We start from the raw sequence: 24,432 nt of genomic DNA, 5'->3' as shown, positions 1-24,432 counted from the left end.
ACGAGGGGGGCTAAATATGGAGGAAGCTGGTGTAATGGAAAGCCCGGATTATGTTCAAACCAGTTTAGCCGGGGCTATGGCTCTGGGGCTGGAACCGGGGAGTTTTTACCGCAATGCATACCCGGGGAGCCTGAACTTATTAATGACATACCGGGATGGCTGCCGGGCCAACTGCAGTTATTGCGGCTTGGCCAGACAACGCCGGGGCGAAGCCGATAACAACACCTTTATCAGGGTGAAATGGCCGGCATATAAGCTGGCTGCGATTATGGAAACATTGTCCAGACCGCCGCAGGCTGCAGCAGCTAAGGTGCAAAAACTGGGCCGGATATGCATATCCATGATTACTCATCCCCAGGCGGCAGCGGATTGTCTTACAATTGTCAGGCAGGTGCAGGCGGCTGCACAATTGCCGGTTAGTGTCCTGGCTTCGCCAACTGTTTTGACAGACCCCGGAACTTTTTTTCAGGAGCTCAAAGCAGCCGGGGCAGAGCGGATTGGGATTGCTGTCGATGCCGCTACACCGGAACTATTTGCCGCCATGCGGGGCCGCCAGGTGAGCGGGCCGCACCAATGGGACACTTACTGGGCCGCCGTCGAACAAGCTGTCAGGGTGTTTGGCCGCGGCTATGTCAGTGTACACCTTATTGTCGGTCTGGGTGAAACAGAACAGAACTTGGTGCAGACTATTGGCAAGGCTGGCGATTATGGCGCCCAGGCCCATCTTTTTTCCTTCTGTCCGGAGCCTGGCAGCTTGTTAAGCCAGCAGCAGCCGCCCGCTTACGGCCAGTATCGCCGTTGCCAGCTGGCCGCCTTTCTGCTTAACAGGAGACAAATCAGGCCAGATGATGTTTCCTTTGATATGCAGGGAAAAATAACAGGCTTTGGCCATCGGCTGAATGAATTGTTAGGCGAGAATTTGGCGTCCGGTGAGCCGTTTATGACTTCCGGCTGTCCTAACCGGGAAGGCTGCGTGGCCTGCAACCGCCCTTATGGCAATGAACGCCCGGGACCGGTGCTGCGCAATTACCCGTTCCGGCCGGAAACCCAGGATATAAATATTATTAAAGGACAGATATGGGATGACTAACATTGCTTTCTATGCGCCCGGAGTGCGGCATTATGACAATGGCATATTTCAAAATAAAGCCCATTCTTTTTGCAATATCAGCATTACCGGGCCGGCCTGCCAGTGCTGCTGTGAACATTGCCAGGGCCGGCTGCTGCAAAACATGCAGTCGGCTACAGAACCAGACGAACTGATCAGCCTTGTGGGCAGATTAAAACAACAGGGCTGCCGCGGGGTACTCATCAGCGGCGGCGCCTGTCAGGACGGCAGCGTGCCGCTGACCCGGTTTGCCGGTGCATTGCAGGCAATTGCCGCTATGGGATTAGACGTAGTTGTTCATCCCGGTTTGCTGAGCGAGGCAATGGCCAAACTGTTGGCTCAGGCAGCAGTAACGCGGGTTGCCCTGGACTTAATCGGCGACAGGGATACCATCAGCGAGGTCTACCACTTAGATCGCACGCCGGAAGATTACCGGCAGAGCCTGCGGACCGCGCGGGAAGCAGGGCTGAAGGTCTCGCCGCATCTTGTTGCCGGCTTGCATTACGGTCAAATCCGGGGAGAGTACGAGGCTCTTAATATGGTGGTGGCGGAAGGGGCCGACAGTCTGGTCCTGGTAATCCTGCAGCCCCTGCCTGGCACGCCGATGGGCGGGATTTCGCCGCCGCCGCTGGCTGAAGTGGCCGACCTTTTCCGGACAGCCAGGCGGCTATTACCTCATACGCCGCTGGCCTTGGGGTGTGCCCGCCCCCCGGGACTGTACGCCCGGGCCGCTGAACGGCTGGCAGTGGAAGCCGGCTTTGATGCCATTGCTTATCCGGCGAAGGAAACTGTTGACTATGTATATTCGCTGGGGTATAACGTGACATATCAGGAAACCTGTTGTGGTATTTTAACATAAGGCACCGCGGCTATCTGGTATAGCCGGCGCGCTTGAGCCGTGGGCAGCCCTTAGGAAGGAGGAAAAGCATGAAAGAGCGACTGTTATTTCTTAACCGGCAGATAATGCCGGACGAAAGCAATGAGATTACTCTTGTCGGTGATCTGGCCGCAATGGATTTTACTGCCCGGCAGGCCATACCGCTGCTCCTGCCTTATTGCGCCAAAGATATAGCTTGTCTGTACCGCTACCAGGAGGGATGCTCCCGGTGCGGGCAATGTGATATCAATTCGGCCTATGCGATTGCAGCGCGATATGGCCTGCAGCCTGTTACCATTCAAAATTATGAAATGCTGGAAGAAACACTGGAAAAATTAAAGCAACAGGGCTGCAAAGGATTTATCGGTACCTGCTGCCGCCGTTTCTGGCTTAAGCACGACGCCGATTTTGCCAGGCTGGGAGTACCTGGTATTCTCATTAATGTTGAAAACTGTACCTGCTATGATCTGGGTAAGGAACAGGCCGCCTATCAAGGGAGCTTTAGCAAACAGACCCGCCTGAAAACCAGACTGCTAGAACTTGTCATCGATACAATCCTGAATTCGAACAGGCGGTTTATATGTGAAATATAAGCTAATAAGCTAATTCGCAATGGAACTTACAAGTGTCTCTGCGTTATGTGGAGATACTTTTTTCGTATCGAAACCATAATTTTTCACCTGAATACGAGTAACACGGCTTTCGCTTGGTTAAAAGCGGAAGCCGTGTTGGTGATGGGGTGACCAAGCGCAATGCCCGGCAAAAAGGCCGTCATGCAACGCTTCTGGCGCTTAACCTCCGCTTATGCATAACGGCCTCTTCGCCTCAGTGACGTTTTAGGAGTATAAGGACCGCGCCAGAGGTTTTTCTTATTTGTGTAGCGGGATTGACCGCGATAACTACATTTTTGGATAATTCTGCGACAGTGCAAAACAAACATATGTTTTTGTTTCAACAGGATATTACCATTTTCTTACTCTGTAGATAGCTATAAAGGCTTGTTTGTATAGTGCGGGATGTTGGCATGTTTGTTGCGAATATAGCGTCTAGAGGCAAGCTTCCGGTTAATTCAAGTTGACCGAATCTTCTACAAATTACAAACATGGAGGCTGCTCAAAATACACAGACCCGGAAAGGAGGTTCATTGCAGTTACTTATGACTTAGGATAAAAAGGAGGATTACACATGAAAGCAGCGGTATGGTACGGTAAGAAGGATGTAAGGGTTATGGACGTTCCTGAGCCGCCAAGCCCTAAGGCAGGCTGGGTGAAGGTTAAGGTGGAATGGTGCGGGATCTGTGGATCAGATCTGCATGAATACCTGGCCGGTCCGATTTTTATTCCGGTAGATATGCCTCACGCTTTGACGGGAGGTACAGCTCCTGTAATTTTAGGGCATGAGTTTTCCGGTGTGGTGACTGAGATCGGTCCGAATGTCACCAACGTTAAAGTCGGCGACAGGGTGGCGCCGGACGCCTGTCAGGTTTGCTGGGAATGCCCACGGTGCAGGGAGAATCGTTACAGCCTCTGTGAAAAGCTGGCATTTACCGGACTCATGACTGACGGCGCTTTTACTGAATATGTCAATGTCCCGGCTTACACCATGTATAAAATTCCCGACAATATGTCTTATGAAGTAGCGGCGTTAATTGAACCGCTGGCCGTAGCCATGCACGCCGTCCGGCGTGCGCCGCTGGTACAGGGCGACACAGCCGTTGTTATGGGCGCCGGCACGATTGGGCTGGCAACCCTGATGTGCGCCAAGGCGGCCGGAGCCAGTACGGTGTATACGGTCGAGGTTGCCAGGGCCAGAAAGGAATATGCCTTAAAAGCCGGGGCAACTGCCGTTCTTGATCCAACGGAAGGCGATGTTGTCAGCCGGATCAGGGAATTGACCAATGGCGGCGCCGATGTGGTGTTCGAGTGTGTAGGCAGTGACAAGACTGCACCGGTAGCCGTTGAACTGGCCCGGTCAGCCGGTAAAGTAGTGATCGTCGGCATTTTTGAAAAAGCGTCATCCCTGAATTTTAACGCTTTGTCGTTTACCGAAAAAGAGGTGAAGGGTTCGCTGGCCTATTACGGCGAATTCGGATCGGCCATCCAATTGGTTGCCGACGGCAGAATTAATGTGGAGCCGCTGATCACCGGCAAGATTGGTATTGAAGAAATTGTGGAAAAAGGCTTTGAAGAACTGGTAAACAGAAAAGAGGAAAACATCAAAATTCTGGTAAGACCTTTCTAAACCATGCCTGCTAGCTTAGTCTGCCAATGAGAGGAGGATACGTAATGAGCAGAACTGTAATTGTAACCGGTGCGGGCCGTGGTATCGGCCGGGGAATTGCGTTAAGAATGGCGCAAGACGGCTTTAATGTGGTCGTCAATGATATCGATTTGGGAAGTGCCCTGGAGACAGCTGAGGAAATCAAGTCTCTCGGCCGGGAATCCATGGCGATTGCGGCTGATGTTTCTAAGGAAGAAGACGTGTACGGCATGGTCGGGAAGGTTATCGACGAGTTCGGCAAACTGGATGTGATGATTGCCAATGCCGGAATCGCCAATATTAAATGGACGGTCGAAATGTCCGCCGCCGAATGGGATCAAATATTTGCCGTAAACTGCAGGGGAACATTTTTATGTGACCAGGCGGCAGCCAAACAGATGATAAAGAAAAAGAGGGGAAAAATTATCAACTGCTCCAGCATAGCCGGACATGCCGGCTTTAGCCTGCTGGCCGCCTACAGCGCAACTAAATTCGCTGTGAGAGGTTTTACGCAAGCGCTGGCCAAGGAAATGGGGCCTTATGGCATTACCGTCAATGCCTATTGTCCCGGTATTGTGGGCACAGATATGTGGGACCTTATTGATGAGAAGATGGGGCCTTATCTCAAGCTTGGCAAAGGCGAGGTACTTAAGGAATATTCCAAGCTAATCACAATGGGACGGGTACAAACACCGGCAGATGTGGCTAATTTCGTATCCTATCTGGCATCCACCGATTCGGATTACATGACAGGCCAGTCAGTCATTATTGACGGCGGCATAGTGATGAACTAACCCGGGACGTTTCCGAGCCGAAGGCTGTGAGCGCACTTAGAAATAAGGCGTTGCTCACAGCCTTTGTTTATTTCTATCATACAGGCATCAAAGAACTGAACTATCATTGCGAGGAGGTACGACGAAGCAATCTCTCCATATCCTGCTTGACTGATCTAATTAATAGGAGATATTATACTGACGCATTTTCCGGTACATGGTACTTCGGGCCATTCCCATTTGCTTGGCGGCAAGGCTAATGTTGCCGCTTGCTTGCAGCAAATAGTCAAGTATTTGCTGCCTTTCCCGTTCATTAAAGCTCTGTTTGATTTTGTCTCTTTCGTATAAAGAGGTGCCTATCTGTGAGGTAGACTGTGTAAAGGAATTAGCGTGATTATTGACAATGTAATCAGGTAAATGCTCGGGTAAAATGATATCCTTATCTGCCAGACTAATTACCCGTTCCACGATATTTTGCAATTCACGGACGTTTCCCGGCCATTGGTATTGCTGCAGCAAAGTAATTATTGCCGGGTCAACTGTGTGCAGGGGCTTGCGCCATTCCCGGCCCATGGTATGTAACATATAAGTAAAGATGTGCGGGATGTCTTCGCAGCGTTCGCGCAGGGGCGGAATTTTTAAGGATATTACATTTAACCGGTAGTATAAATCCTGGCGGAAGTTGCCTTTTTCCACTTCCCGGGCCAAAGCCTTATTAGTGGCGCAAATAATTCTCAAATCCACCGGAATGACTTTATTATCCCCCATCCGCGTTATTTTCCGCTCCTGAATAACCCGCAGCAAAGCCACTTGCAATTCAAGGGGAGTATCGCCGATTTCATCCAAAAAAATGGTTCCCCCGGAGGCAAATTCAAATTTACCCGGCCGGCCGCCGCGTTTGGCGCCGGTAAACGCTCCTTCGGTATAGCCAAATAATTCACTTATCATCAATTCTCGGGGGATGGCTCCGCAGTTGACGGCCACAAACGGGCCTTTACGCCGCGGACTTTGGTTATGAATTGCCTGGGCAAACACTTCTTTGCCGGTGCCGCTTTCCCCCTCGATCAGCACATTGGACAGGCTGCTGGCAGCCTGGGATGCTAATTTCACTGTTTTGCGAATAGCAGGACACTGGCCGATAATATCCTCAAAGCGGAAAGTAGCCTGCGCGCCGCTTAACCGGTTGATCAAATTATGCACTACTTTGATGGGGCGCAGGATAATCACCGCACCGGATAGCACGCCCTCATCGTCAAATATCGGCCGGCCTGAGGCCAGACAATGAAGACGCCCGGTACTGGCATCAGTAAAAATTTCAAAATCATTGAAAGGCGTTTGTTCTTTATAAACGTTTTCGATAAACGGCGCCTTGCTGCCTATAAGTTCAATAATCGACTTGTTCAGTAGCTCACAGCCGGGACGGTCGAAAATTTCTTCGGCAATGCCGTTAACTTGACCGATAGTGCCGTTGCTGTCAATAATTAAAACGCCATCAGACATAGTATTGAAGATGTTTTCCAGCCGGTTATACGACAAGGCTATCTCCCGGTTTTTCTCTTTGAGTTTTAATGATTGATAAGCAAATTTGGATAATGTGTTAGCGACAGAATAGAGGACTTTAGCGGCAGCCTGGATCTTATTAGGGGTGACAATGGGGATTTCTTTTATGGCGGCCAGGTATTTCTCGGCATCGACGCCAAGGGTTTTGGCAATGTTGCGGCAATGAGTCTCATTCGGCTCCTTAGTAAGCACCTGACCGCCGAATATGGTACCAATTACCTGACCGTTAAGTAAAATAGGGGCCGCAAAATCAAATAAACCTGCATGACATTGGTAGATTGCCGGTTTGCCGGTTCGCACAGCTTCGTCCGCACCGCACATATCGGCTGTTAAACATCGTTTTAAGCCTATAGGACTCGAACGGACAATTTCTCCACAGAATCTGGAAAAACAGCTGGGACGGGTTAATGTATGTCCCTGACGGTCTTCGATTACACTGGCGACACCTACGCTTAAAGCAAAGTTATCCTGAAACTCCTGAAGAAATAAAGAGTCAATCAAATCTTCCAGTTGTATAGTTTTTGGTTTCGTCATTAATTGGCCTCCCTTTGAACTGCAAGTTATGACCAGGGATGTTTTGGTTACCCATGACGATTTGCGTACTATATGGCAAAATTATCCTGACTCTATTTTACAGTACAATGCGACTTTTGTCGCGAAATAAATGCCAATAATCTGACAAATGAAACGAGCCGGTCTTCGCGTAGCCTTTCACGCCAGAAAAAGGAGATAATGCTCTTACTCTGGCGAAAAGTTACACTTCTAACAGGACTAAAAAAGAGCTGCCAGTTTCGGCAACTCTTTTTAGTCTAATTTTAACTTACAACATTAATTGGTTTTCCATCCAGGAATGAGGCAATATTACCTGCCAACAGGCTAATGAGCCGTTGCCTTGCCTCCAGTGGCTTCCAGCCAATATGGGGAGTCAGGATGACATTATTCATTGTAAACAGAGGGTTATTGAGTTCCGGGGGCTCCGGATCCTGAACATCCAGTGCGGCGCCGGCAATTTTACCGGCTTCTAAGGCTTCAATCAGATCAGGCTCCTTAATAAGTGCTCCTCTAGAGGTGTTAATGATATAGGCTGACGGTTTCATGAGGCTGAGGCGTTCTTTATTGATTAGATGCCGGGTATCCGGGGTCAGCGGGCAATGGAGGGAAACGTAATCGCTTTGTTTGAGCAGTTCTTCCAGTGTAACCGACTTAATATTTGGTGATTCCCAGGTTTTCGGTGTCCGGTTATATACCAGGATATTCATACCCAGCGCCAGCGCTACTTTCATGACTTGCCGGCCGATACTGCCTGAACCGATTATGCCCAACGCCTTATTTTGCAGTTCAACATGAGAAACCATGAGATGTTTGGTAAAATTATCGTAGTTTTTTTGTTTAAGCATGATCTGCTGCTGTGTCAATGATGAACTTAGGCTTAAGATGGAGGTAATGGCTAGCTGGGCTACGGCTTCTGTACTGTAGCCGGGAACATTGCAGACCGTGATGTTCTTTTCCCTGGCGGCGGCCATATCGATATTATTATAGCCGGTGCCGGCTTCGCAGATAAGTTTGACTGAGGGCGGAAATTGGAGGATGATCTCTCTGCTAACGGGCAGTTCTTTAGTGATGACAATATTCTGATCCTGTACTTTTGCTACAATGTCCTGGTCATTGCTGCTGTCATACTTGGTGACAGCAGCAAGTTTTGCTAACTGTGAAAAGTCGAGTTTGTTATCAAAGTCCAGTTTGACTGCATTGAGAAATACTGTTTTCATCGCTTACCCTCCGTAATTTAGAACATTTACAAATTTAAGTATATTGTGACCATAAACGGCTGTCAACATTTAACGGTATTCCTTTATTGTGTCAATAACAGATGCAGGCAGGAAGTTAAATCAGCACAGGTCAGGCGACGGCAGCGAAGTGGTATTGCCAGGGTGAGATGCTACATTTTATTTAATATATAATTAATGAAATATTGCTATAATGGGCTGCATTGTAATACATAGGAAGCAGCGAGAAGATTTATATATTTTTGCGACTAATGAGGTAAACTGTAGATATGAAATCCAGTAAACTCATTGGATGCTGCATAGTAACTAAACTTGGAGGAGATGTGATTTTTTTGAAACACCTATTACAGCTACTGGCGCAGATGCTCTCGAATTACCGGGACGTGGCTTTGCTGCTATTTCGCCTGGGCTTAGGCGGGATGTTCATGTGGCATGGCTGGCCCAAGATTATTGGCGGACCGGAAAAATGGGCCGGTCTTGGCAAAGCGGTGGGGACATTCGGTATTGAATTTGCCCCTGGTTTTTGGGGGTTTATGGCCAGCTTTGCCGAGTTTGGCGGCGGGCTATTGTTTGCGCTGGGCTTATTCTACCGTCCGGCCTGTTTTCTCCTGTTTATGAATATGTGTGTTGCTTTTACAACGCAGATGTTAGACGGCAAAGGTTTGCAAAAGGCATCGCAATCGTTTGAAGACGGCCTGAGTTTCTTCGGCGCTGCCTTTGTGGGGCCCGGCAAGTATAGCCTGGACCGTTTGCTGGGGATTGAAGAGTCGGCGGAAAAAGCGGCGTTTCGATTACACCGCAAGTAAGGGGGAATTTCTCTGGGAATAATAGGAATTCAGTACTTGACAAAACACATATGTACTGTTATATTATACTCAATGAAACGTTTTGTGTAAATTATACAAAAATGGTAAACTATGTTGACAATTATATAATACTATCCTAAAGACTGTGAAGAGGAGAAGTAGCATTCAATATACAGCGCAGAGAGCCGGCGGCTGGTGGAAGCCGGACTGGGATTGAATTGTGAAGTACACCTTGGAGTTGCTAGCTGAAGAAACGGATTGCGAAGGATTTGTCCGTGATTGGTAGGCGTGGCCGGAGCTTCCGCCGTTAACTGGAAGGGGGTATCGGTAAGATAAATGCTTGCCCGTACTCTGGTGAGGGGAGCCGCTATTCTGTTTTTAACGGCTCTACAAGGGTGGTAACGCGGGAAATATACTCCCGTCCCTTATATATAAGGGACGGGAGTTTGACTTTTTTTAGTAGTTTGTAGGTTAAGTGTAATATGGCATTTCATTCGCAGCTTGACTCAGACAAGCTGTAGTTCAGGTAAGGAGGTGACTCAACATGCTCGGCATTACGGATCCCTGGATCGTTTTGGCCTATTTATCCTGTATTGGCTCAACGGTTTTCTGTTTCTTGTATGCGGTCTGGAAAACAAGGAAAGAAGCATAAGCGGGTAATGGAAGGATGTGTAGTATGGATAATCAGTTGCTTTATAGCATGCTGGCGGTGTATTTGGTATTAACGGTGTTTCTGGGATATTTGGGGTTTAGGCATACCAAATCGGCCAAAGACTATATGATTGCCGGTGGTAATGTGCATCCGGTATTAATGGCTTTGGCCTATGGGGCAACCTTTATTTCCACATCGGCAATTGTAGGCTTTGGCGGTGTTGCGGCTGTTTACGGCATGAGCCTGCTATGGCTGACCGCATGTAACATTTTTGTAGGTATTTTTGTAGCATTTGTTTTTTATGGTGTAAGGACAAGGCAGTTAGCCAGCGAACTCGAAGTAAAATCGTTTCCTGAGTTTTTAGGAGCCCGCTTTTGTTCGCCGTTTATCAGAAAGTTTGCCGCCGGCGTAATCAGTCTGGCAATGCCGCTGTATGCCGCCGCCGTAATGATCGGCGGCGCGAGATATATGGAGGAAGCCTTGGAGATGAGCTACGGCTCGGCAGTGATACTATTTGCCGTTATTGTTTTTTCTTATGTGTTTTTCGGTGGTTTACGCGGGGTTATTTATACCGATGCCATGCAGGCCGTTATTATGCTGATCGGCATGGTCGCGCTGATGATCTTAACTTATTCGGCGCTGGGCGGGGTAACGGCAGCTCATGCCAAACTGTCCGCCCTCCAGCATCTTGTTCCCGCTCCTTTGGCAGCCAAAGGACATCAGGGATGGACGGCTATGCCGGCGTTGGGCTCGGAATTATGGTGGTTTGTTATCTCAACACTTATCTTAGGGGTCGGTATAGGTGTTCTGGCCCAGCCGCAACTGGCCGTCCGGTTTATGACGGTTGCCAGTTCAAAAGACCTCTACAAAGGATTAACGGTAGGCGGTCTGTTCATCCTGCTGATACCTGGTGTCGCCTATACAGTAGGGGCGCTGTCCAATGTCTATTTTATGGAACAATCCGGTCAATTGGCGTTGGCAGCAACGGCAGTCGGCGGCGCGGCCGCTAATGTGGATAAAATTATCCCCCTGTATATCACGCAGGCCATGCCGGAATGGTTAAAGTATCTGTTTTTGTTTACTTTGTTATCTGCAGCTATGTCTACGTTAAGCGGTCAATTTCATATCATAGCCACATCTGTTTCTTATGATTTAAATCCCAATAGAGACGCCAGTGACAAAAAAACGTTGCTGATCGCCAGGCTTGGGACCTTATTCGGTTTGGCTTTAACTATCCTGCTGGCGTTTCAGCTGCCTTTAGGAGTAATAGCCATTGCGACGGCTTTGTTTTTTGGTATGTGTACCTCGGCCTTTTTGCCCATGTATACCGCTGCCTTGTACTGGCCGAAGGTGACGCCGCAAGGCGCCATTGTCAGTATGGTCATAGCTTCCTTTGTCTATCTGCTGACAGTATTGTTTATTCACGAAAGGGAAGCGGCTATTTTTGGTGTATGTTTCAAATTGTTCGGCGTAAATACGCTGGCGTCAGCACCCTGGACATATATTGATCCGCTTGTCATAACGCTGCCGGTCAGCGCGATAACGCTTGTGGTTACGAGTTCCCTGACGCAGCCTGGACAGCAGGCGGTAATTGTCAAGCAGTAAGGATTACCAAAATAAGAGAAGGAACAGTGATGTTTATGATTTGGGATAAAGCGGCAGAATGCATAGAGCGGCCACAGATGGAGGAGTTGCAGCTTACAAGATTGCGGCAGGTTGTTGCCCGGGTATACGAAAATGTGTCTTTTTACCGGGAGGCTCTGGATGATTCCCGGGTAGGGCTAAATCACATCCGCTCCTTGCGGGATATTCGCCTGCTGCCTTTTACTACTAAGGATGATATCCGTAACAACTATCCATATGGTTTATTTAGTACTCCGTTAAAAAAAATTGTGCGGTTACATGCTTCTTCGGGTACTACCGGCAAGCCCACGGTTGTGGGTTATACCAAAAAGGACATTGAACTGTGGGCCGAGATGGTAACCCGTATCGCCGTGGCCGCAGGCGCCCGGGAAGATGATGTAGCTCAGGTCGCTTTTGGCTACGGGTTATTTACCGGCGCCTTCGGGCTGCATTATGGTCTTGAAAAGCTGGGGGCCACTATCGTACCAGCTTCAACCGGCAACACCGAACGGCAAATCATGCTGATGCAGGATTTTGGCACGACTATTTTAGTAAGTACTCCGTCCTATTCCTTATATCTTGCGGAAACTGCCCACAGTATGGGTATTGATACCCGTTCGCTCAATGTCCGCTTAGGTCTGTTCGGTGCGGAAGGCTGCTCAGATGGGATGCGTCAGGTCATTGAACGTTTATGGGGCATCAGTGCTGTTGAAAACTATGGTATGAGTGAATTGATCGGGCCCGGTGTTTCCGGTGAGTGTGAATGCAAGGCAGGGCTGCATATCAATGAAGACCACTTTTATCCGGAAATTATCGATCCGGTAACAGGTGCGCCGCTGCCTTACGGCGAAACGGGAGAACTGGTCATTACTACCATGACCAAGGAGGGTTTTCCGTTGCTGCGTTACCGTACCCGTGACATTACCAGTCTTAATCCGGAGCCTTGCCAATGCGGCCGGACTCTGGTACGCATGAATAAGGTTCAGGGCCGGACGGATGATATGCTTAAAATTCGCGGTGTTAACATCTTCCCTTCCCAGATAGAGAGTGTTTTGGTTGGTATTCGCGAAATTGGGCCGCATTATAACATCATCGTGCGCCGGAAAGGCTACCTGGACGATCTGGAAGTCAAAGTTGAACTGGCTGATGAGAGTCTGCTGGAAGATTTCCGTAAGCTGGAGGGCCTGCAGGATATGATCCGCCACAAGCTGCGGGTCATACTGTCGATCGATGCTGCCGTGCGTTTGGTGCAGCCAAAAACGATTGCCCGTTCCGAAGGCAAAGCCAAAAGGATTATTGATTTAAGGGATCAAAAGTGATCTGGTTAACAGAAGTATAATGAGTACCTGGTACTAATAATTTTTTATTGCAATAAGTGGATAAAAATGGTATGTTTAATTTAGGTTAAGCCTAAATACATACCAGGAAGGAGATTCTGTCGAATGAAAGGAAATCCCCAATTAATTGAGACCTTAAATTCACTTCTTGCTGACGAACTTAGCGCTATCAACCAGTACATTGTCCATTCTGAAATGTGTGCCAACTGGGGTTATGACAAATTACACAATCAATTTGAACAGCGGGCTATTTCGGAAATGAAACACGCCGAGAAATTGATTGCACGAATCCTGTTCCTTGAAGGTACACCCATTGTTTCCAATTTGAAAGAGATTCATATTGGCAGTGACATTCCCAAACAGCTTGAATATGATCATGCCGCCGAAGAGGGAGCAATCGCCGCCTATAATGCCGCCATAAGGCTGGCAGGCGAAGTTAATGATTTTGCTACCAGGGAGATACTGGAAGAAATTCTTAGCGATGAAGACCGTCATATTGACGGTATCGAAGAATTGCAAGATCAGGTTTCTCATATGACTCTGCCTATATTCCTGACAACACAAGTAAGATAAATAGGAACATTCCCGGAATCAATGTATTACATGATTTCGGGAATGTTTTTTATATGACAAATTGTCAGGGAAGCAGGATTTATCTCTTAAAAGGCCCTGTTCAAAATTACAAGCTGTCATATAGACAAAAGCGGTGCAAGGATATAAATGTTTGTGAATATATAAACCTTTGACATTAAAAGTAAATGTATATATTATTAAATTGACTGTATAATTTTTACACTTTTCATTTTTTATTCCAGTTGGAGTTGGGGGAATACAATGAGGATTAAACTGATTGGCTGTATTTCCACGAAAAATGAAGTGTTGGCAATGCAACCTGGCTCCCCTGCTGACTGTGTTTTTTTTGACTTTTCCTTACATGCCTGTCCTGGTAAATTGCATAGGGAACTGCAGCAAACAATTAATACCTGCCAGGACTATGATAAAATCATTTTAACCTATGGGAGATGTTCCCGTGCCGTGGAAGGCTTGGCTTCTGCCCGCGTGCCGCTGGTACTGCCAAACGCGCATGATTGCATTAGTGTATTGCTGGGGTCGGATCTAAGGCGGCAGGAACAGTCGGCGCGTAATCCGGCTGCTTATTATTTCAGTCAGGGATGGCTGGATTACGGTCGAAATCCCTATGATGAATATTTAGAATACATTGAAAAATACGGCCAAGACAAGGCCCATTATCTAATTCAGAGTCTTTACGGAGCCTACCGGGAAGCCATATTTATCCGTACTGCCGCAGATAGGAAAAAAATAGAGGAATACAGACAAAAGGTAAAGCAAATTGCCAGTTTCTTCGGCTGGAAAATTAGTGAAGTCGCCGGAGATTTAGAACTGTTGAATGCTGTTGTAAACCAGCTGTCACATCCCGGCGTTATCAGGGTGGCGCCGGGGACACCGATCGTGTTGGAGGAGGGGATTTTTAATGCAGATTAAAGTTAATTCCGAACACTTGTCCGTAGCGGAGGGGGAAAGCTTGCTGGATGCCTTGCTCCGCTGCAGTCAACCGCTGACGAATGTTTGTAATGGCCATGGAACCTGCGGGAAGTGTAAAGTACAAATAACTGCCTGCGCGCCGGAACCCACCGAGATAGAATACCAAAAACTCAGCGCCGGTGAGCTTGCTGCCGGTGCCCGGCTGGCATGTCAGGTTAAGCCTCAGGCCGGCATGGCGATCAATTGCGGGGAGAATGGCTATGTTGACCGGAAGGAGGGCCTGCTATTTGCCGCCGATCAGGCCGACAGTGAATTCTGTGGTATTCAGCAGGTATACGTTACTCTGGATAAGCCAACCCTTCAGGATGAGCGGAGCGACTGGGAACGGCTTTGGACAAAATTGCGGGCTAGCTGCGCGACTGGTAACCTGAAGATAGGATTGCCTGAGATGCAGACGTTAGCTCCGGTAATAAGGCAGGAAGAGTTTTCTGTAACGGCTGTTTTATGGGACGAATGTATTCTTGACATTTTTCCGGGGACAGAGCCAATACCGGTTTATGGAGTAGCCATTGATATTGGTACTACTAATATCGCGGTTGCCTTGTATAATTTGGCAAATGGAACTATGGTACGGCTGGCGGCAGCCGAAAATGGGCAGACGCGTTATGGGGCGGATGTCATTTCCCGCATTGAAATGGCCAGCAAGGGGCCGGACAAGCGTACTTTACTGCGGGAAGCAGTAACCGGTACCATAAATGGGCTGATTACGAAAGTGTGTAATACGGCAGGCATTGCTGGCAGCCAAATCTTCAAGGCGGTTATAGTAGGCAATACTACTATGCATCATTTGTTTTTAGGACTCGATGTTTCCTATCTGGCGCTTTCTCCCTTTGTATCTGTATGTAATGCCGCCCTGGAATTTTCCGCGGACGAGACAGGGCTGGCGCTGCACCCGCAGGCCAGAGTTATTTTATTTCCCAACGTGGGTGGCTTTGTCGGCGGCGATACACTGGGGGCTGTTCTGGGTGCAGAGGAGCTGCTGGCAGACGGCCGGCATTTACTGATCGACATTGGTACAAACTGTGAATTGTATTTGCAAGACGGTGTAAAGATGTGGGCTTGTTCCACTGCTGCCGGGCCTGCATTTGAAGGCGCCGGGATTACTTATGGCATGCGGGCTCAGCCTGGTGCGATCGAGCGGGTACATATTGACCGGCAAAGTGTCGAAGTCTCAGTCATTGGCGGCGGGGCAGCGACAGGCATATGCGGCTCCGGTCTTATCGAGGCTGTTCAGCAAATGCGGCTAGCCGGTGTTATTAATCAATATGGAGCAATCTCAGATCCGGCTGATCCGGAGGTGCAGGCGGATCTGGCTCCGGCATTGGCAGCGAGAATTCGTACCGGACAGCAAGGACGGGAGTTTGTTTTAGCCTATAACGCCGGCGGAAATGATATTGTTTTAAGCCAGTATGATCTCAGCCAGCTGCAACTGGCAAAAGGGGCAGTTTGTGCCGGAATCCGAACGCTGCTCAATATTGCCGGACTGCGGATAGAGGATATTGATTCAGTGGTATTAGCGGGAACCTTTGCAACTCATCTCAATTTAGCCAGCACCTTAGACATCGGGCTTATTCCCAAGATGGGCTTGCATAAATTAAAGACAGCCGGCAATGCGGCTCACGCCGGGGCTGTAAAGGCTTTGCTGGATAAGCGGGCATTTGACCGTTTGTGGCGGCAGGCTGATAGCATTCAGCACATAGAATTAGGCGGGAGCGCCACTTTTAGTATGTATTTTATGGATAGCATGTGTATCGAACCTTGTGAAATATAATTAGTAATATTAATGGACTGTATCTGTAAGACGTATCTTTTTAGATTGGGGTGTTGGAATATGATTGACAGAAATCTGGTTGACCTCCAATATCTGGAAGAGGTGCTGGATAATTTTTCCAAAGCGACCGGTCTACATGTGGCAATTGTAAATAAAAATGGAGAATCCTTTGGTCTTTTTGAAACAGCCGAGCGCTGTGAGTTTTGCCGGTATATCCGCAGTAAACCCAGCGGGGTTGAGAAATGCCGGGCTTCCTATAAACAGGCAACGCAGGAAGCGTCGAAATGGGAGGAACCCTACTTTTTCCGTTGCCGGGCCGGTCTGGTTATTTGGGCTGTGCCTATTACCCTACGGGGCATTTCTTTAGGAAGCATTATTTGCAGCCAGGTGTTACTGTGGAAGCCTGACCGTTTTTTTTATCAAGAACTGCACGAGTTGAACCCGGAAGTGAATGATTTTGCTGAGCTCGAGAGAACAGCCGGACAACTTGATATCATTTCTCCTGTCCGCTTCCAGGCGGCAGCCGATGTTTTGTACGTCACCGTAAACCAGCTTATGAAGCGGGACCTGCATGTTTTGGAGAATGTGGAAACCTATAAAATGCAGCAGCTCATCCACAAAGAACTGGAAGAGCGTAAACGGCAGCAACTTTCCCTGGTAAAAGAAGGCTATGACTACGGCTCCTATTTACAGCGGGAGAGGAGTTTTCTCCGGTATATTCGACTGGGGGATAAACCCCGGGCCGAAAAATCTTTACATACGCTGTTCATACAACTTTTTGTAAAATCCACCGGCGAACAGGTGCCGATAAAATTGCGTATCATTGAACTGGCAGCTTTGGTTTCACGGGCTGCGGTGGAAGGGGGGGCGGAACCGGAGACCGTAATGGTGTTGCTGGAGACGTTTAATGATAGGATTAATGATTGCCAGCATTTGGAGAAATTCTTTTCTCATATGAAAAAATTTGTGACTATGGTACTGGATCAGAGTGTGGCCTTAGAGGAGAAAAAATACAACGGATTAGTGAATGAAGCCAAAGCCTTTATTCTGGAGAACTACTCACAGGCCATCAAAATTGAGGATGTGGCTGCGCGCTTATTTATTAGCCCTTCGCACCTGTCACGCTTATTCCGTCAAGAGGTAAACTGTACTGTCAATGATTATATTACCCGGGTACGGGTAGAACAGGCGGTTGAATTGATGAAGAAACCGGAGTTGAGTGTTGCGCAAGTTTCGCAGTCAGTCGGGTTTCAAAGCCAAAGCCATTTCGCCAAGGTTTTTTCAAGGTATATTGGCGTTGCGCCGCTAATCTACCGTAACAGCCTGTCTTAACTGGAGGAGATGCGCATGATTTATGATCAAATTACCGAAAAAGTGAAGACTGGTGAGGCTGAGTCGGTAGTGGAACTGTGCAGCAAGGCTTTGGCGCAAGGCTATCCTGCGCTGGCAATTCTGGAGAAAGGCCTCATTGTCGGCATGGATCAGGTTGCCGAAAAATACAGTCACAGGCGGATTGTTGTGCCGGAGGTTCTGCTGTCGTCGCGGGCTATGCACGCCGGACTGACAGTGGTGGAACCACATCTTAAATACAAAGTCAAAAAACAGACCGGAACTATTGTAATTGGGACAGTAGCCGGTGACTTGCATGATATTGGGAAGAATTTAGTTAAGTTAACGGTAATGAGTACAGGGGCGCACATTGTCGATTTGGGAATTGACGTTACGCCGCAACGATTTCTCCAGGCTGTTGAAAAGTACAAAGCTGAGATATTAATGATGGCGGCGCTCTTAACTACGACGATGCCTGTTATGCGGAAAGTTATCAATGTCTTAAAAGAGGCAGATATGCGTAAGGATTTGATTGTAGCCGTTGGCGGCGCACCGGTGGATGAAGGTTTTGCCCGGGTAATCGGCGCAGACTGCTACTTTAAATGTGCCAAGGATGTTAAGAGTTATCTCGATCATAACCTGAATAAAATTTTACTGCGAAGAAATCTGGCAACATAACATACAGCAAAAAGAAACATCTGGTCCTATTAGGGAGCCGGATGCTTCTTTTTGCGTCCATGCCAATTGGCTGTAATGGCGCGTTTTAATCGTGTTTTTATTCACATAGTGTACGATGCTCGAATTGCATTCAAAAGAGCAGTAATGGTGCGAACTTTCAGAATACAAGCAGTGATATACTGAAACCAGAAAAAGGAAATGATTGAATCTGGTAACAATTGAAAATTTACCAAAAACAAGGGGGAAGAGAAATGGATTTTAATCAACTCTCGCTGTACGTACAAAAAGGGAATGGAGCCAAGGTAAAAGAAATGGTATCTGAAGGTTTGGCTCAGAAGGTTGCTCCAACCGAAATATTAAATGATGGCCTAATTTCCGCCATGGCAGTAGTTGGGGAGAAGTTTAAAAATAACGAAATGTATGTACCTGAAATGTTGATGGCAGCCAAGGCAATGAATGCCGGGATGCAGGTTCTGGAACCTGTTTTATCCGCAACCGGAGCTAAACCGGTTGGCAAGGCTGTTATCGGTACTGTTAAAGGCGATTTACATGATATCGGCAAGAATCTAGTTCGTATGATGCTAAAAGGTGCCGGTATCGAAATGTATGATCTGGGCATCGATGTACCTGCTGAGGCATTTTTGGCAAAAGCCAAAGAGGTTGGAGCTGACATGGTTTGCCTCTCAGCGTTACTGACAACAACAATGCCCTATATGGATAGAGTAATAAAAGAATTTGAAAAAGCCGGTGTACGCAGCCAGTTTGCCTTTATGATTGGCGGGGCCCCTGTCAGCGAAGCGTATGCTAAAAACATTAATGCCGATTATTATGCCGAAGATGCTGTTGTGGCGGTTGATGTCGCCAAAAAAATACTGGCAAAAAGACAGTAACTTAATGGGGAGGTAATTGGAAATGGCAAAAACCTTTGAAAATTTGGCTTACAACTCGCTAAACGATTTTGTATACGGCAGTGCTCCTAATCCGGTTAAGTGCAAAAACGGTTTAGTAATTGGCGGTGGCGAGATCTATCCGGAACTTAATTTTACTTTACCGCCAATGGAAGTCAACGCCGGGACAATGCCCGAGGTCAAAGAAATTTATACTGAAATGATCAACGGAGTACTGAAGCGGGCCAAAGAATTATATGCCCCGGGAATTGTGGTAGAATTCGAAATGCTGCCGGAAATGACACTGGTACCGGAATGGGGTATTGAAGTTAACAATCTCCTGGTTAATGCCATGCGCGAGTACGAGGCCAAATACGGACTGAAAAGCGCTTTGCGCAGTACACCGGGTGATGTGCGCGAATTTAAACGGCCGCCACTCATGCGTAGCGGTGAAATTTTTGATAATCTCCTAAGGACGATAGAAGGGTCTGCTAAAGGCGGCGCCGATTTTATCGCAATAGAGTCAACCGGTGGTAAAGAGATTCATGATGACGCACTCGTGAATGCTGATTTAACGAAAGTAATTTTTGCTTTAGGAATTATGGGTACCAGAGACATGAAATTCTTATGGGAGCATATTGTGCGGATTTCAAAAGAAAATGGTGCGCAGGCAGCCGGCGACACGGCTTGCGGCTTTGCTAATACCGCTATGGTCCTTGCCCATAAAGGATTCATCCCCAATGTATTTGCGGCGGTAGTGCGGGTGGCCAGTGTGGCGAGAACCCTTGCCCCTTATGAAGCCGGTGCAGTTGGACCCAATAAGGATTGCGGCTATGAAGGCGTATACTGCAAAGCCATTGCCGGTGTACCGATAGCTATGGAAGGCAAATCAGCCGCTTGCGCCCATTTCAGCGCGGTTGGCAACATTTCCGCTGCGGTAGCCGACCTATGGAGCAATGAATCTGTCACACCGGTTCGTCTTTTGTCAGATATCGCTCCGGTTGTTTCTATTGAGCAATTAATATATGATTGCCGCCTGATGAATGTAGCCAAACAAAAAGGCTATGGAGTCACCTTTAGGGATTTACTTTCAGATTCTGACTCCAAGTGGGATCCGCAGGCGTATATCTTGCGTCCTGACGTGGTGTTTGATATTAGTAAAGAGTTGATAAAAGCCAAGACTCCTTTCCTGAGAACGAAAGCCGGCGCCAAACTGGCCATTGAAGCCATCAGAAAGGCTGTTGCCGGTAATGAAGTCTATATTGCCGAACGTGAGAAAAACTGGCTGGATATTATGGATGGCCAAGTGGACGCCATTCCTGACGACGAAGAAAAATTCTGGCACGAAATAAAAGGCGAACTCGAACTGGATAAGTTCATTCCCTCCGAATACGGCCTGAAGTAATCTAATTGATTGACAAGAAGATTAGCTAAAAACGACTGCCGAAGGAGGACAATACAATGATAGTTGTTGGTGAACTTATCAATTCCAGTCGCAAGGCTATTGCCGCCGCTATCGAAGCACAAGATACCGCTGCTATTCAAAAAGTGGCAAAAGACCAGTTCGAGGCCGGCGCGCAATATATTGATGTTAATGCCGGCGTATTTGTAGGAAAAGAGTCAGAGTATCTTACATGGCTGGTTAAAATTGCTCAGGAGGCTGTCGATGCACCTTGCTGCATTGACAGTCCGGATCCAAAATGTGTAGAGCAGGCACTTGCTGTTCATAAAGGGATAGCCATGGTCAACTCTATATCACTGGAAAAAGAACGCTACTATTCGCTATTGCCGGTTATTTCCGGAACGGATCTCAAAGTGGTTGCCCTGTGCATGAGTGATGACGGTATGCCGGAAACGACGGAAGCCAGGGTAAGAATTGCGGATAAACTGATTAACAGTCTGACTCAGCACGGTATACCTTTGGGCAATATTTATATCGATGCCCTGGTTCAGCCTATAGCCACCAGTGACACTTATGGCATTGAGTTTTTGGATGCTATCCAGGTTATCACGACGAATTACCCTGGAGTTCATACTATCTGCGGGTTATCCAACATCTCCTATGGATTGCCTAACCGGAAGTTTATGAATCAAATGTTTGCGGTGATGGGCGTTGCCAAAGGGCTGGATGGTTTAATTATCAATCCGTTGGACAAAGCCATGATGGCCAGTATCGTTACGGCTGAAACGCTGGCTGGCCGGGACAGCTTTTGCTGCAACTATCTTGAGGCTTATCGGCGGGACGCATTTACCTGGTAGTCACATTTCAACAAGGGGTTGTCTCCGAGCGGATGGGGATAGCCCCTTCGTAATTATCCGTTTACCGGAATTAAACGGATAATGGGGGAATCGAAGCCTGTGGGGGGAGAACTCTATGCAGATTTTGCTCTTTGGCGGTTTTCTGGGATCTGGTAAAACTACAATTATGCTGCAGGTTGCTAAATATATTACCGCCATCCGTCAGGAAACTGTTGCTATAATCGAGAATGAAATCGGGGCTAATGGAATCGATGACAAACTGTTTCTCAATAGCGGCTTAAAAGTAAAACGGTTATTTGGCGGCTGTGTATGTTGCCAGATTTCCAGTGACTTGATACGTGGTGTTAATGAGATTCATGAGACTGTGAACCCAGCCTGGGTGATGATCGAGATGACAGGTCTGGCGTATCCTGCTAAAACCGTCAAAGCGCTTGAAAAATATTGTTCGGTTTTTTCAGGACTAAAAACCATCACGATAGTTGATCGGGGCCGCTGGTCGGAACTGACAACTTTGTTAAAGCCGCTTGTTCTTGGACAGGTAGAGGGTAGTGATTTAATTATTCTTAATAAAGTAGATCTTTCCGGTCAGGATATACCCAAAATTGAACAGGATCTGCGGGCAATAAATAACCAAATGAAGATTGTACTTACCAGCGCCGCCAATGAGCTATCCCCTGGCGTGCTTGAGGAGGTCGTTCGCTTTGAATAATACTGCCACTGTATTTAGCAAATGGTATGACGTATCTCTTGGTAAAATTATGACAACCACGCAAACCGAAGAACTCTTGCGAGAGTCGATAGCCTTTATTGGCAGAGCGTTAGCCTATAACGGGATTATTCTAGGACATATCAAAATTCTAGCCAGACTGCCGGAGCCGGTCATAGATCGTTATCTCTTCTTATCGCTAACACGGCTGGAGCAGATAGATATCACCCCCTCAAAATATTGGTCTAAAGTCAGCGGTATTGGTTTAACCCATATAGAGTTGCATGTAAATGTTTTAATCTTTGGATACACTTTCAGCGAAGTTGAAGCAGTGATAACCGAAGCTTTGAAAAAAAAGTAATTTTCGGGGACACGACAGGAGGAACGGTTTATGAAGTTTGGTGATAAGGTACGATATGTTCGCGAAAAATCCGCACTAACGACCGAGCAATTGGCTAAGCTGCTGAATGTAAGCCAGTCGTACATATCACATGTTGAAAATAACCGCCGTCAATTTGGTCGTGATAAAATTGTCAGTTTAGCAAAAGTGCTCAATATCCCGGTTGAATTTTTCTTTCGGGAAGATATCGAGACACTAGATACATTTAGAACTATTGATAAATTACAAAATGCAGAGAAAACGTCTGACTACCTTGGGGTAGTTGATTACGCAGTCAAAGCTGATATTAGTCCTGCGGAATTACAGCAGGCTATAGAATTTATTCGCTGTATAAGACACAAAATTAACGCAACGTTAATATGAAGCCCCCTTTCTCCTGGCCGTGATTTAATTCGGCCGGGAGTTTTTTATACTCAAAGGCAGTATAAGACGCTTAGCGTAAAGGCAAAAAAACATTACGCTAGTCATGTTTTCGAAACAGCATCTTGTTTTATGGTTGACAAACGCGAATATATCTGATAAATTTATATACCTGTCACGAACTCGCAAAACCCGAATGAAATAACCAAAAATTAACATTTGACAGAATAGTCAGTTCATGATAATCTATAAAAGTCGCTGTAAGCGGCGGTAATAAATGGAATAAATAATAGTGTTGACATAAATAATTAAAAATGCTATTATATGATTCTGCGCCGGTGAAACAAACGGCAAAAAAAGAGTGTTCCCTGAAAACTGAACAATGTAAGTAATGCATCAACGTACTATCGTGCAAGCTTACAAACGCATCACGGTCCTAATGGCCGTCGCGAATGTAATCTTGATACAATGTACGGAAAGCCAGATGTGCGGTGCTCATTTGAGCACATTAAATAATTTCTTTAAATTTTATGAGCCATCAGATGGCTTCAATAAATAAAACTTTATTGGAGAGTTTGATCCTGGCTCAGGACGAACGCTGGCGGCGTGCCTAACACATGCAAGTCGAACGGAGTATTCATTTATGGATACTTAGTGGCGAACGGGTGAGTAACGCGTAGACAACCTGCCTCTAAACTGGGGACAACACCGCGAAAGTGGTGCTAATACCGAATGTGGTAACTTGGTTGCATGACTGAGTTAAGAAAGGTGGCCTCTATATATAAGCTACCGTTTAGAGATGGGTCTGCGTCTGATTAGCTAGTTGGTGAGGTAATGGCTCACCAAGGCGACGATCAGTAGCCGGTCTGAGAGGATGAACGGCCACACTGGGACTGAGACACGGCCCAGACTCCTACGGGAGGCAGCAGTGGGGAATCTTCCGCAATGGACGAAAGTCTGACGGAGCAACGCCGCGTGAGTGAAGAAGGTTTTCGGATCGTAAAGCTCTGTCGTTTGGGACGAACGTATCTTGTGTAAATAATGCAAGGTAATGACGGTACCAAAGGAGGAAGCCACGGCTAACTACGTGCCAGCAGCCGCGGTAATACGTAGGTGGCAAGCGTTGTCCGGAATTATTGGGCGTAAAGGGCGTGTAGGTGGATTTTTAAGTCTTGTGTCTAAGTGCGGAGCTCAACTCCGTATGGGCGCAGGAAACTGGGAATCTTGAGTGCAGGAGAGGAAAGTGGAATTCCCAGTGTAGCGGTGAAATGCGTAGATATTGGGAGGAACACCAGTGGCGAAGGCGACTTTCTGGACTGTGTCTGACACTGAGGCGCGAAAGCCAGGGGAGCGAACGGGATTAGATACCCCGGTAGTCCTGGCCGTAAACGATGGGTACTAGGTGTAGGAGGTATCGACCCCTCCTGTGCCGGAGTTAACGCAATAAGTACCCCGCCTGGGGAGTACGGCCGCAAGGTTGAAACTCAAAGGAATTGACGGGGGCCCGCACAAGCGGTGGAGTATGTGGTTTAATTCGACGCAACGCGAAGAACCTTACCAGGGCTTGACATTGAGTGAAAGGTCTAGAGATAGATCCCTCCCTTCGGGGACACGAAAACAGGTGGTGCATGGCTGTCGTCAGCTCGTGTCGTGAGATGTTGGGTTAAGTCCCGCAACGAGCGCAACCCTTATCCTTT

General features: G+C 47.5%; 22 protein-coding genes, 1 rRNA gene and 1 other annotated feature (1 of these 24 running past the window's edge). Of the genes, 21 read left to right on the top strand and 2 right to left on the bottom strand.

Annotated features, from left to right (window positions below; translation table 11 throughout):
* The first annotated feature begins 16 nt into the window (after positions 1–16).
* The 5 genes from SATMO3_RS21455 (at position 17) to SATMO3_RS21435 (ending at position 5,038) form a co-directional block, all read left to right on the top strand.
* Positions 17–1,090, top strand: coding sequence for a radical SAM protein (locus SATMO3_RS21455; RefSeq protein ID WP_371371763.1), 1,074 nt, complete (start codon positions 17–19; stop codon positions 1,088–1,090).
* Complete coding sequence (locus SATMO3_RS21450; RefSeq protein ID WP_371371762.1) at positions 1,083–1,967, top strand: radical SAM protein; 885 nt, start codon at positions 1,083–1,085, stop codon at positions 1,965–1,967. The genes SATMO3_RS21455 and SATMO3_RS21450 overlap by 8 nt, the downstream gene beginning before the upstream one ends.
* 68 nt (positions 1,968–2,035) lie before the next feature.
* Positions 2,036–2,578 (top strand): DUF116 domain-containing protein, encoded by a 543-nt coding sequence (locus tag SATMO3_RS21445; protein ID WP_371371761.1) that lies wholly within the window; start codon positions 2,036–2,038, stop codon positions 2,576–2,578.
* A gap of 592 nt (positions 2,579–3,170) precedes the next feature.
* Entirely contained in the window at positions 3,171–4,226 is a 1,056-nt protein-coding gene (locus SATMO3_RS21440; RefSeq protein WP_371371760.1) for a 2,3-butanediol dehydrogenase, read from the top strand.
* 44 nt (positions 4,227–4,270) lie between these two features.
* Entirely contained in the window at positions 4,271–5,038 is a 768-nt protein-coding gene (locus tag SATMO3_RS21435; RefSeq protein ID WP_371371759.1) for a glucose 1-dehydrogenase, read from the top strand.
* Positions 5,039–5,197: 159 nt separating this feature from the next.
* Here the strand turns inward: SATMO3_RS21435 and SATMO3_RS21430 are convergent, their stop codons facing one another.
* A complete protein-coding gene (locus SATMO3_RS21430; protein ID WP_371371757.1) occupies positions 5,198–7,111 on the bottom strand; it encodes a sigma 54-interacting transcriptional regulator in 1,914 nt (637 codons plus the stop codon).
* Positions 7,112–7,392: 281 nt separating this feature from the next.
* On the bottom strand, positions 7,393–8,346 hold the full coding sequence (locus SATMO3_RS21425) for an NAD(P)-dependent oxidoreductase (protein ID WP_371371755.1): 954 nt from the start codon (positions 8,344–8,346) through the stop codon (positions 7,393–7,395).
* A 350-nt stretch (positions 8,347–8,696) separates the two neighbouring features.
* Between SATMO3_RS21425 and SATMO3_RS21420 the strand changes: the two genes are divergently transcribed.
* From SATMO3_RS21420 to SATMO3_RS21345, 16 genes are all read left to right on the top strand, one after another.
* Entirely contained in the window at positions 8,697–9,170 is a 474-nt protein-coding gene (locus SATMO3_RS21420; protein WP_371371754.1) for a DoxX family protein, read from the top strand.
* A gap of 136 nt (positions 9,171–9,306) precedes the next feature.
* Positions 9,307–9,599: a binding site (T-box leader), on the top strand.
* Positions 9,600–9,714: 115 nt separating this feature from the next.
* Positions 9,715–9,822: a symporter small accessory protein gene (locus SATMO3_RS21415; RefSeq protein ID WP_371371753.1), complete on the top strand. Its 108-nt coding sequence runs from the start codon at positions 9,715–9,717 to the stop codon at positions 9,820–9,822.
* Between the two features lie 24 nt (positions 9,823–9,846).
* Positions 9,847–11,427 (top strand): sodium:solute symporter, encoded by a 1,581-nt coding sequence (locus SATMO3_RS21410; protein WP_371371752.1) that lies wholly within the window; start codon positions 9,847–9,849, stop codon positions 11,425–11,427.
* Between the two features lie 29 nt (positions 11,428–11,456).
* Positions 11,457–12,764, top strand: a complete 1,308-nt coding sequence (locus SATMO3_RS21405; RefSeq protein ID WP_371371751.1) for a phenylacetate--CoA ligase family protein — start codon at positions 11,457–11,459, stop codon at positions 12,762–12,764.
* Between the two features lie 123 nt (positions 12,765–12,887).
* Positions 12,888–13,355, top strand: a complete 468-nt coding sequence (bfr, locus tag SATMO3_RS21400) for a bacterioferritin (RefSeq protein ID WP_371371750.1) — start codon at positions 12,888–12,890, stop codon at positions 13,353–13,355.
* Between the two features lie 261 nt (positions 13,356–13,616).
* A complete protein-coding gene (locus SATMO3_RS21395; RefSeq protein ID WP_371371749.1) occupies positions 13,617–14,285 on the top strand; it encodes a DUF1638 domain-containing protein in 669 nt (222 codons plus the stop codon).
* A complete protein-coding gene (locus tag SATMO3_RS21390; protein ID WP_371371748.1) occupies positions 14,275–16,116 on the top strand; it encodes an ASKHA domain-containing protein in 1,842 nt (613 codons plus the stop codon). The genes SATMO3_RS21395 and SATMO3_RS21390 overlap by 11 nt, the downstream gene beginning before the upstream one ends.
* Before the next feature lie 60 nt (positions 16,117–16,176).
* On the top strand, positions 16,177–17,448 hold the full coding sequence (locus tag SATMO3_RS21385; RefSeq protein WP_371371747.1) for a PocR ligand-binding domain-containing protein: 1,272 nt from the start codon (positions 16,177–16,179) through the stop codon (positions 17,446–17,448).
* 15 nt (positions 17,449–17,463) lie between these two features.
* On the top strand, positions 17,464–18,123 hold the full coding sequence (locus SATMO3_RS21380) for a corrinoid protein (RefSeq protein ID WP_371371746.1): 660 nt from the start codon (positions 17,464–17,466) through the stop codon (positions 18,121–18,123).
* Positions 18,124–18,374: 251 nt separating this feature from the next.
* Positions 18,375–19,013 carry a B12-binding domain-containing protein gene (locus SATMO3_RS21375; protein ID WP_371371745.1) on the top strand — a complete coding sequence of 213 codons (639 nt, stop codon included), beginning with the start codon at positions 18,375–18,377 and terminating at the stop codon, positions 19,011–19,013.
* Between the two features lie 22 nt (positions 19,014–19,035).
* The gene (locus SATMO3_RS21370) at positions 19,036–20,415 is read left to right on the top strand and encodes a methyltransferase MtaB domain-containing protein (protein ID WP_371371744.1); all 1,380 of its coding nucleotides are present in this window, start codon (positions 19,036–19,038) and stop codon (positions 20,413–20,415) included.
* Between the two features lie 56 nt (positions 20,416–20,471).
* Positions 20,472–21,269, top strand: coding sequence for a methyltetrahydrofolate cobalamin methyltransferase (locus SATMO3_RS21365; protein ID WP_371371743.1), 798 nt, complete (start codon positions 20,472–20,474; stop codon positions 21,267–21,269).
* A 115-nt stretch (positions 21,270–21,384) separates the two neighbouring features.
* Positions 21,385–21,978 carry a GTP-binding protein gene (locus tag SATMO3_RS21360; RefSeq protein WP_371371742.1) on the top strand — a complete coding sequence of 198 codons (594 nt, stop codon included), beginning with the start codon at positions 21,385–21,387 and terminating at the stop codon, positions 21,976–21,978.
* Positions 21,971–22,336, top strand: coding sequence for a hypothetical protein (locus tag SATMO3_RS21355; RefSeq protein ID WP_371371741.1), 366 nt, complete (start codon positions 21,971–21,973; stop codon positions 22,334–22,336). The genes SATMO3_RS21360 and SATMO3_RS21355 overlap by 8 nt, the downstream gene beginning before the upstream one ends.
* Before the next feature lie 30 nt (positions 22,337–22,366).
* Positions 22,367–22,738, top strand: a complete 372-nt coding sequence (locus tag SATMO3_RS21350) for a helix-turn-helix domain-containing protein (RefSeq protein ID WP_371371740.1) — start codon at positions 22,367–22,369, stop codon at positions 22,736–22,738.
* Positions 22,739–23,298: 560 nt separating this feature from the next.
* A 16S ribosomal RNA gene (locus SATMO3_RS21345) occupies positions 23,299–24,432 on the top strand; it runs 421 nt beyond the window's last position.

Source organism: Sporomusa aerivorans (assembly GCF_041428895.1).
Lineage (GTDB): Bacteria > Bacillota > Negativicutes > Sporomusales > Sporomusaceae > Sporomusa > Sporomusa aerivorans.
This window is presented reverse-complemented; position numbering and strand designations above follow the sequence as displayed.

What these genes read in the sequence shown, in the direction of transcription:
- SATMO3_RS21435 (WP_371371759.1), top strand. Translation starts at nt 4,271, where the DNA reads ATGAGCAGAACTGTAATTGTAACCGGTGCGGGCCGTGGTATCGGCCGG.
- SATMO3_RS21385 (WP_371371747.1), top strand. Translation starts at nt 16,177, where the DNA reads ATGATTGACAGAAATCTGGTTGACCTCCAATATCTGGAAGAGGTGCTG.
- SATMO3_RS21405 (WP_371371751.1), top strand. Translation starts at nt 11,457, where the DNA reads ATGTTTATGATTTGGGATAAAGCGGCAGAATGCATAGAGCGGCCACAG.
- SATMO3_RS21440 (WP_371371760.1), top strand. Translation starts at nt 3,171, where the DNA reads ATGAAAGCAGCGGTATGGTACGGTAAGAAGGATGTAAGGGTTATGGAC.
- SATMO3_RS21390 (WP_371371748.1), top strand. Translation starts at nt 14,275, where the DNA reads ATGCAGATTAAAGTTAATTCCGAACACTTGTCCGTAGCGGAGGGGGAA.
- SATMO3_RS21450 (WP_371371762.1), top strand. Translation starts at nt 1,083, where the DNA reads ATGACTAACATTGCTTTCTATGCGCCCGGAGTGCGGCATTATGACAAT.
- SATMO3_RS21410 (WP_371371752.1), top strand. Translation starts at nt 9,847, where the DNA reads ATGGATAATCAGTTGCTTTATAGCATGCTGGCGGTGTATTTGGTATTA.
- SATMO3_RS21360 (WP_371371742.1), top strand. Translation starts at nt 21,385, where the DNA reads ATGCAGATTTTGCTCTTTGGCGGTTTTCTGGGATCTGGTAAAACTACA.
- SATMO3_RS21370 (WP_371371744.1), top strand. Translation starts at nt 19,036, where the DNA reads ATGGCAAAAACCTTTGAAAATTTGGCTTACAACTCGCTAAACGATTTT.
- SATMO3_RS21455 (WP_371371763.1), top strand. Translation starts at nt 17, where the DNA reads ATGGAGGAAGCTGGTGTAATGGAAAGCCCGGATTATGTTCAAACCAGT.
- bfr (WP_371371750.1), top strand. Translation starts at nt 12,888, where the DNA reads ATGAAAGGAAATCCCCAATTAATTGAGACCTTAAATTCACTTCTTGCT.
- SATMO3_RS21425 (WP_371371755.1), bottom strand. Translation starts at nt 8,346, where the DNA reads ATGAAAACAGTATTTCTCAATGCAGTCAAACTGGACTTTGATAACAAA.
- SATMO3_RS21430 (WP_371371757.1), bottom strand. Translation starts at nt 7,111, where the DNA reads ATGACGAAACCAAAAACTATACAACTGGAAGATTTGATTGACTCTTTA.
- SATMO3_RS21380 (WP_371371746.1), top strand. Translation starts at nt 17,464, where the DNA reads ATGATTTATGATCAAATTACCGAAAAAGTGAAGACTGGTGAGGCTGAG.
- SATMO3_RS21350 (WP_371371740.1), top strand. Translation starts at nt 22,367, where the DNA reads ATGAAGTTTGGTGATAAGGTACGATATGTTCGCGAAAAATCCGCACTA.
- SATMO3_RS21375 (WP_371371745.1), top strand. Translation starts at nt 18,375, where the DNA reads ATGGATTTTAATCAACTCTCGCTGTACGTACAAAAAGGGAATGGAGCC.
- SATMO3_RS21415 (WP_371371753.1), top strand. Translation starts at nt 9,715, where the DNA reads ATGCTCGGCATTACGGATCCCTGGATCGTTTTGGCCTATTTATCCTGT.
- SATMO3_RS21445 (WP_371371761.1), top strand. Translation starts at nt 2,036, where the DNA reads ATGAAAGAGCGACTGTTATTTCTTAACCGGCAGATAATGCCGGACGAA.
- SATMO3_RS21395 (WP_371371749.1), top strand. Translation starts at nt 13,617, where the DNA reads ATGAGGATTAAACTGATTGGCTGTATTTCCACGAAAAATGAAGTGTTG.
- SATMO3_RS21365 (WP_371371743.1), top strand. Translation starts at nt 20,472, where the DNA reads ATGATAGTTGTTGGTGAACTTATCAATTCCAGTCGCAAGGCTATTGCC.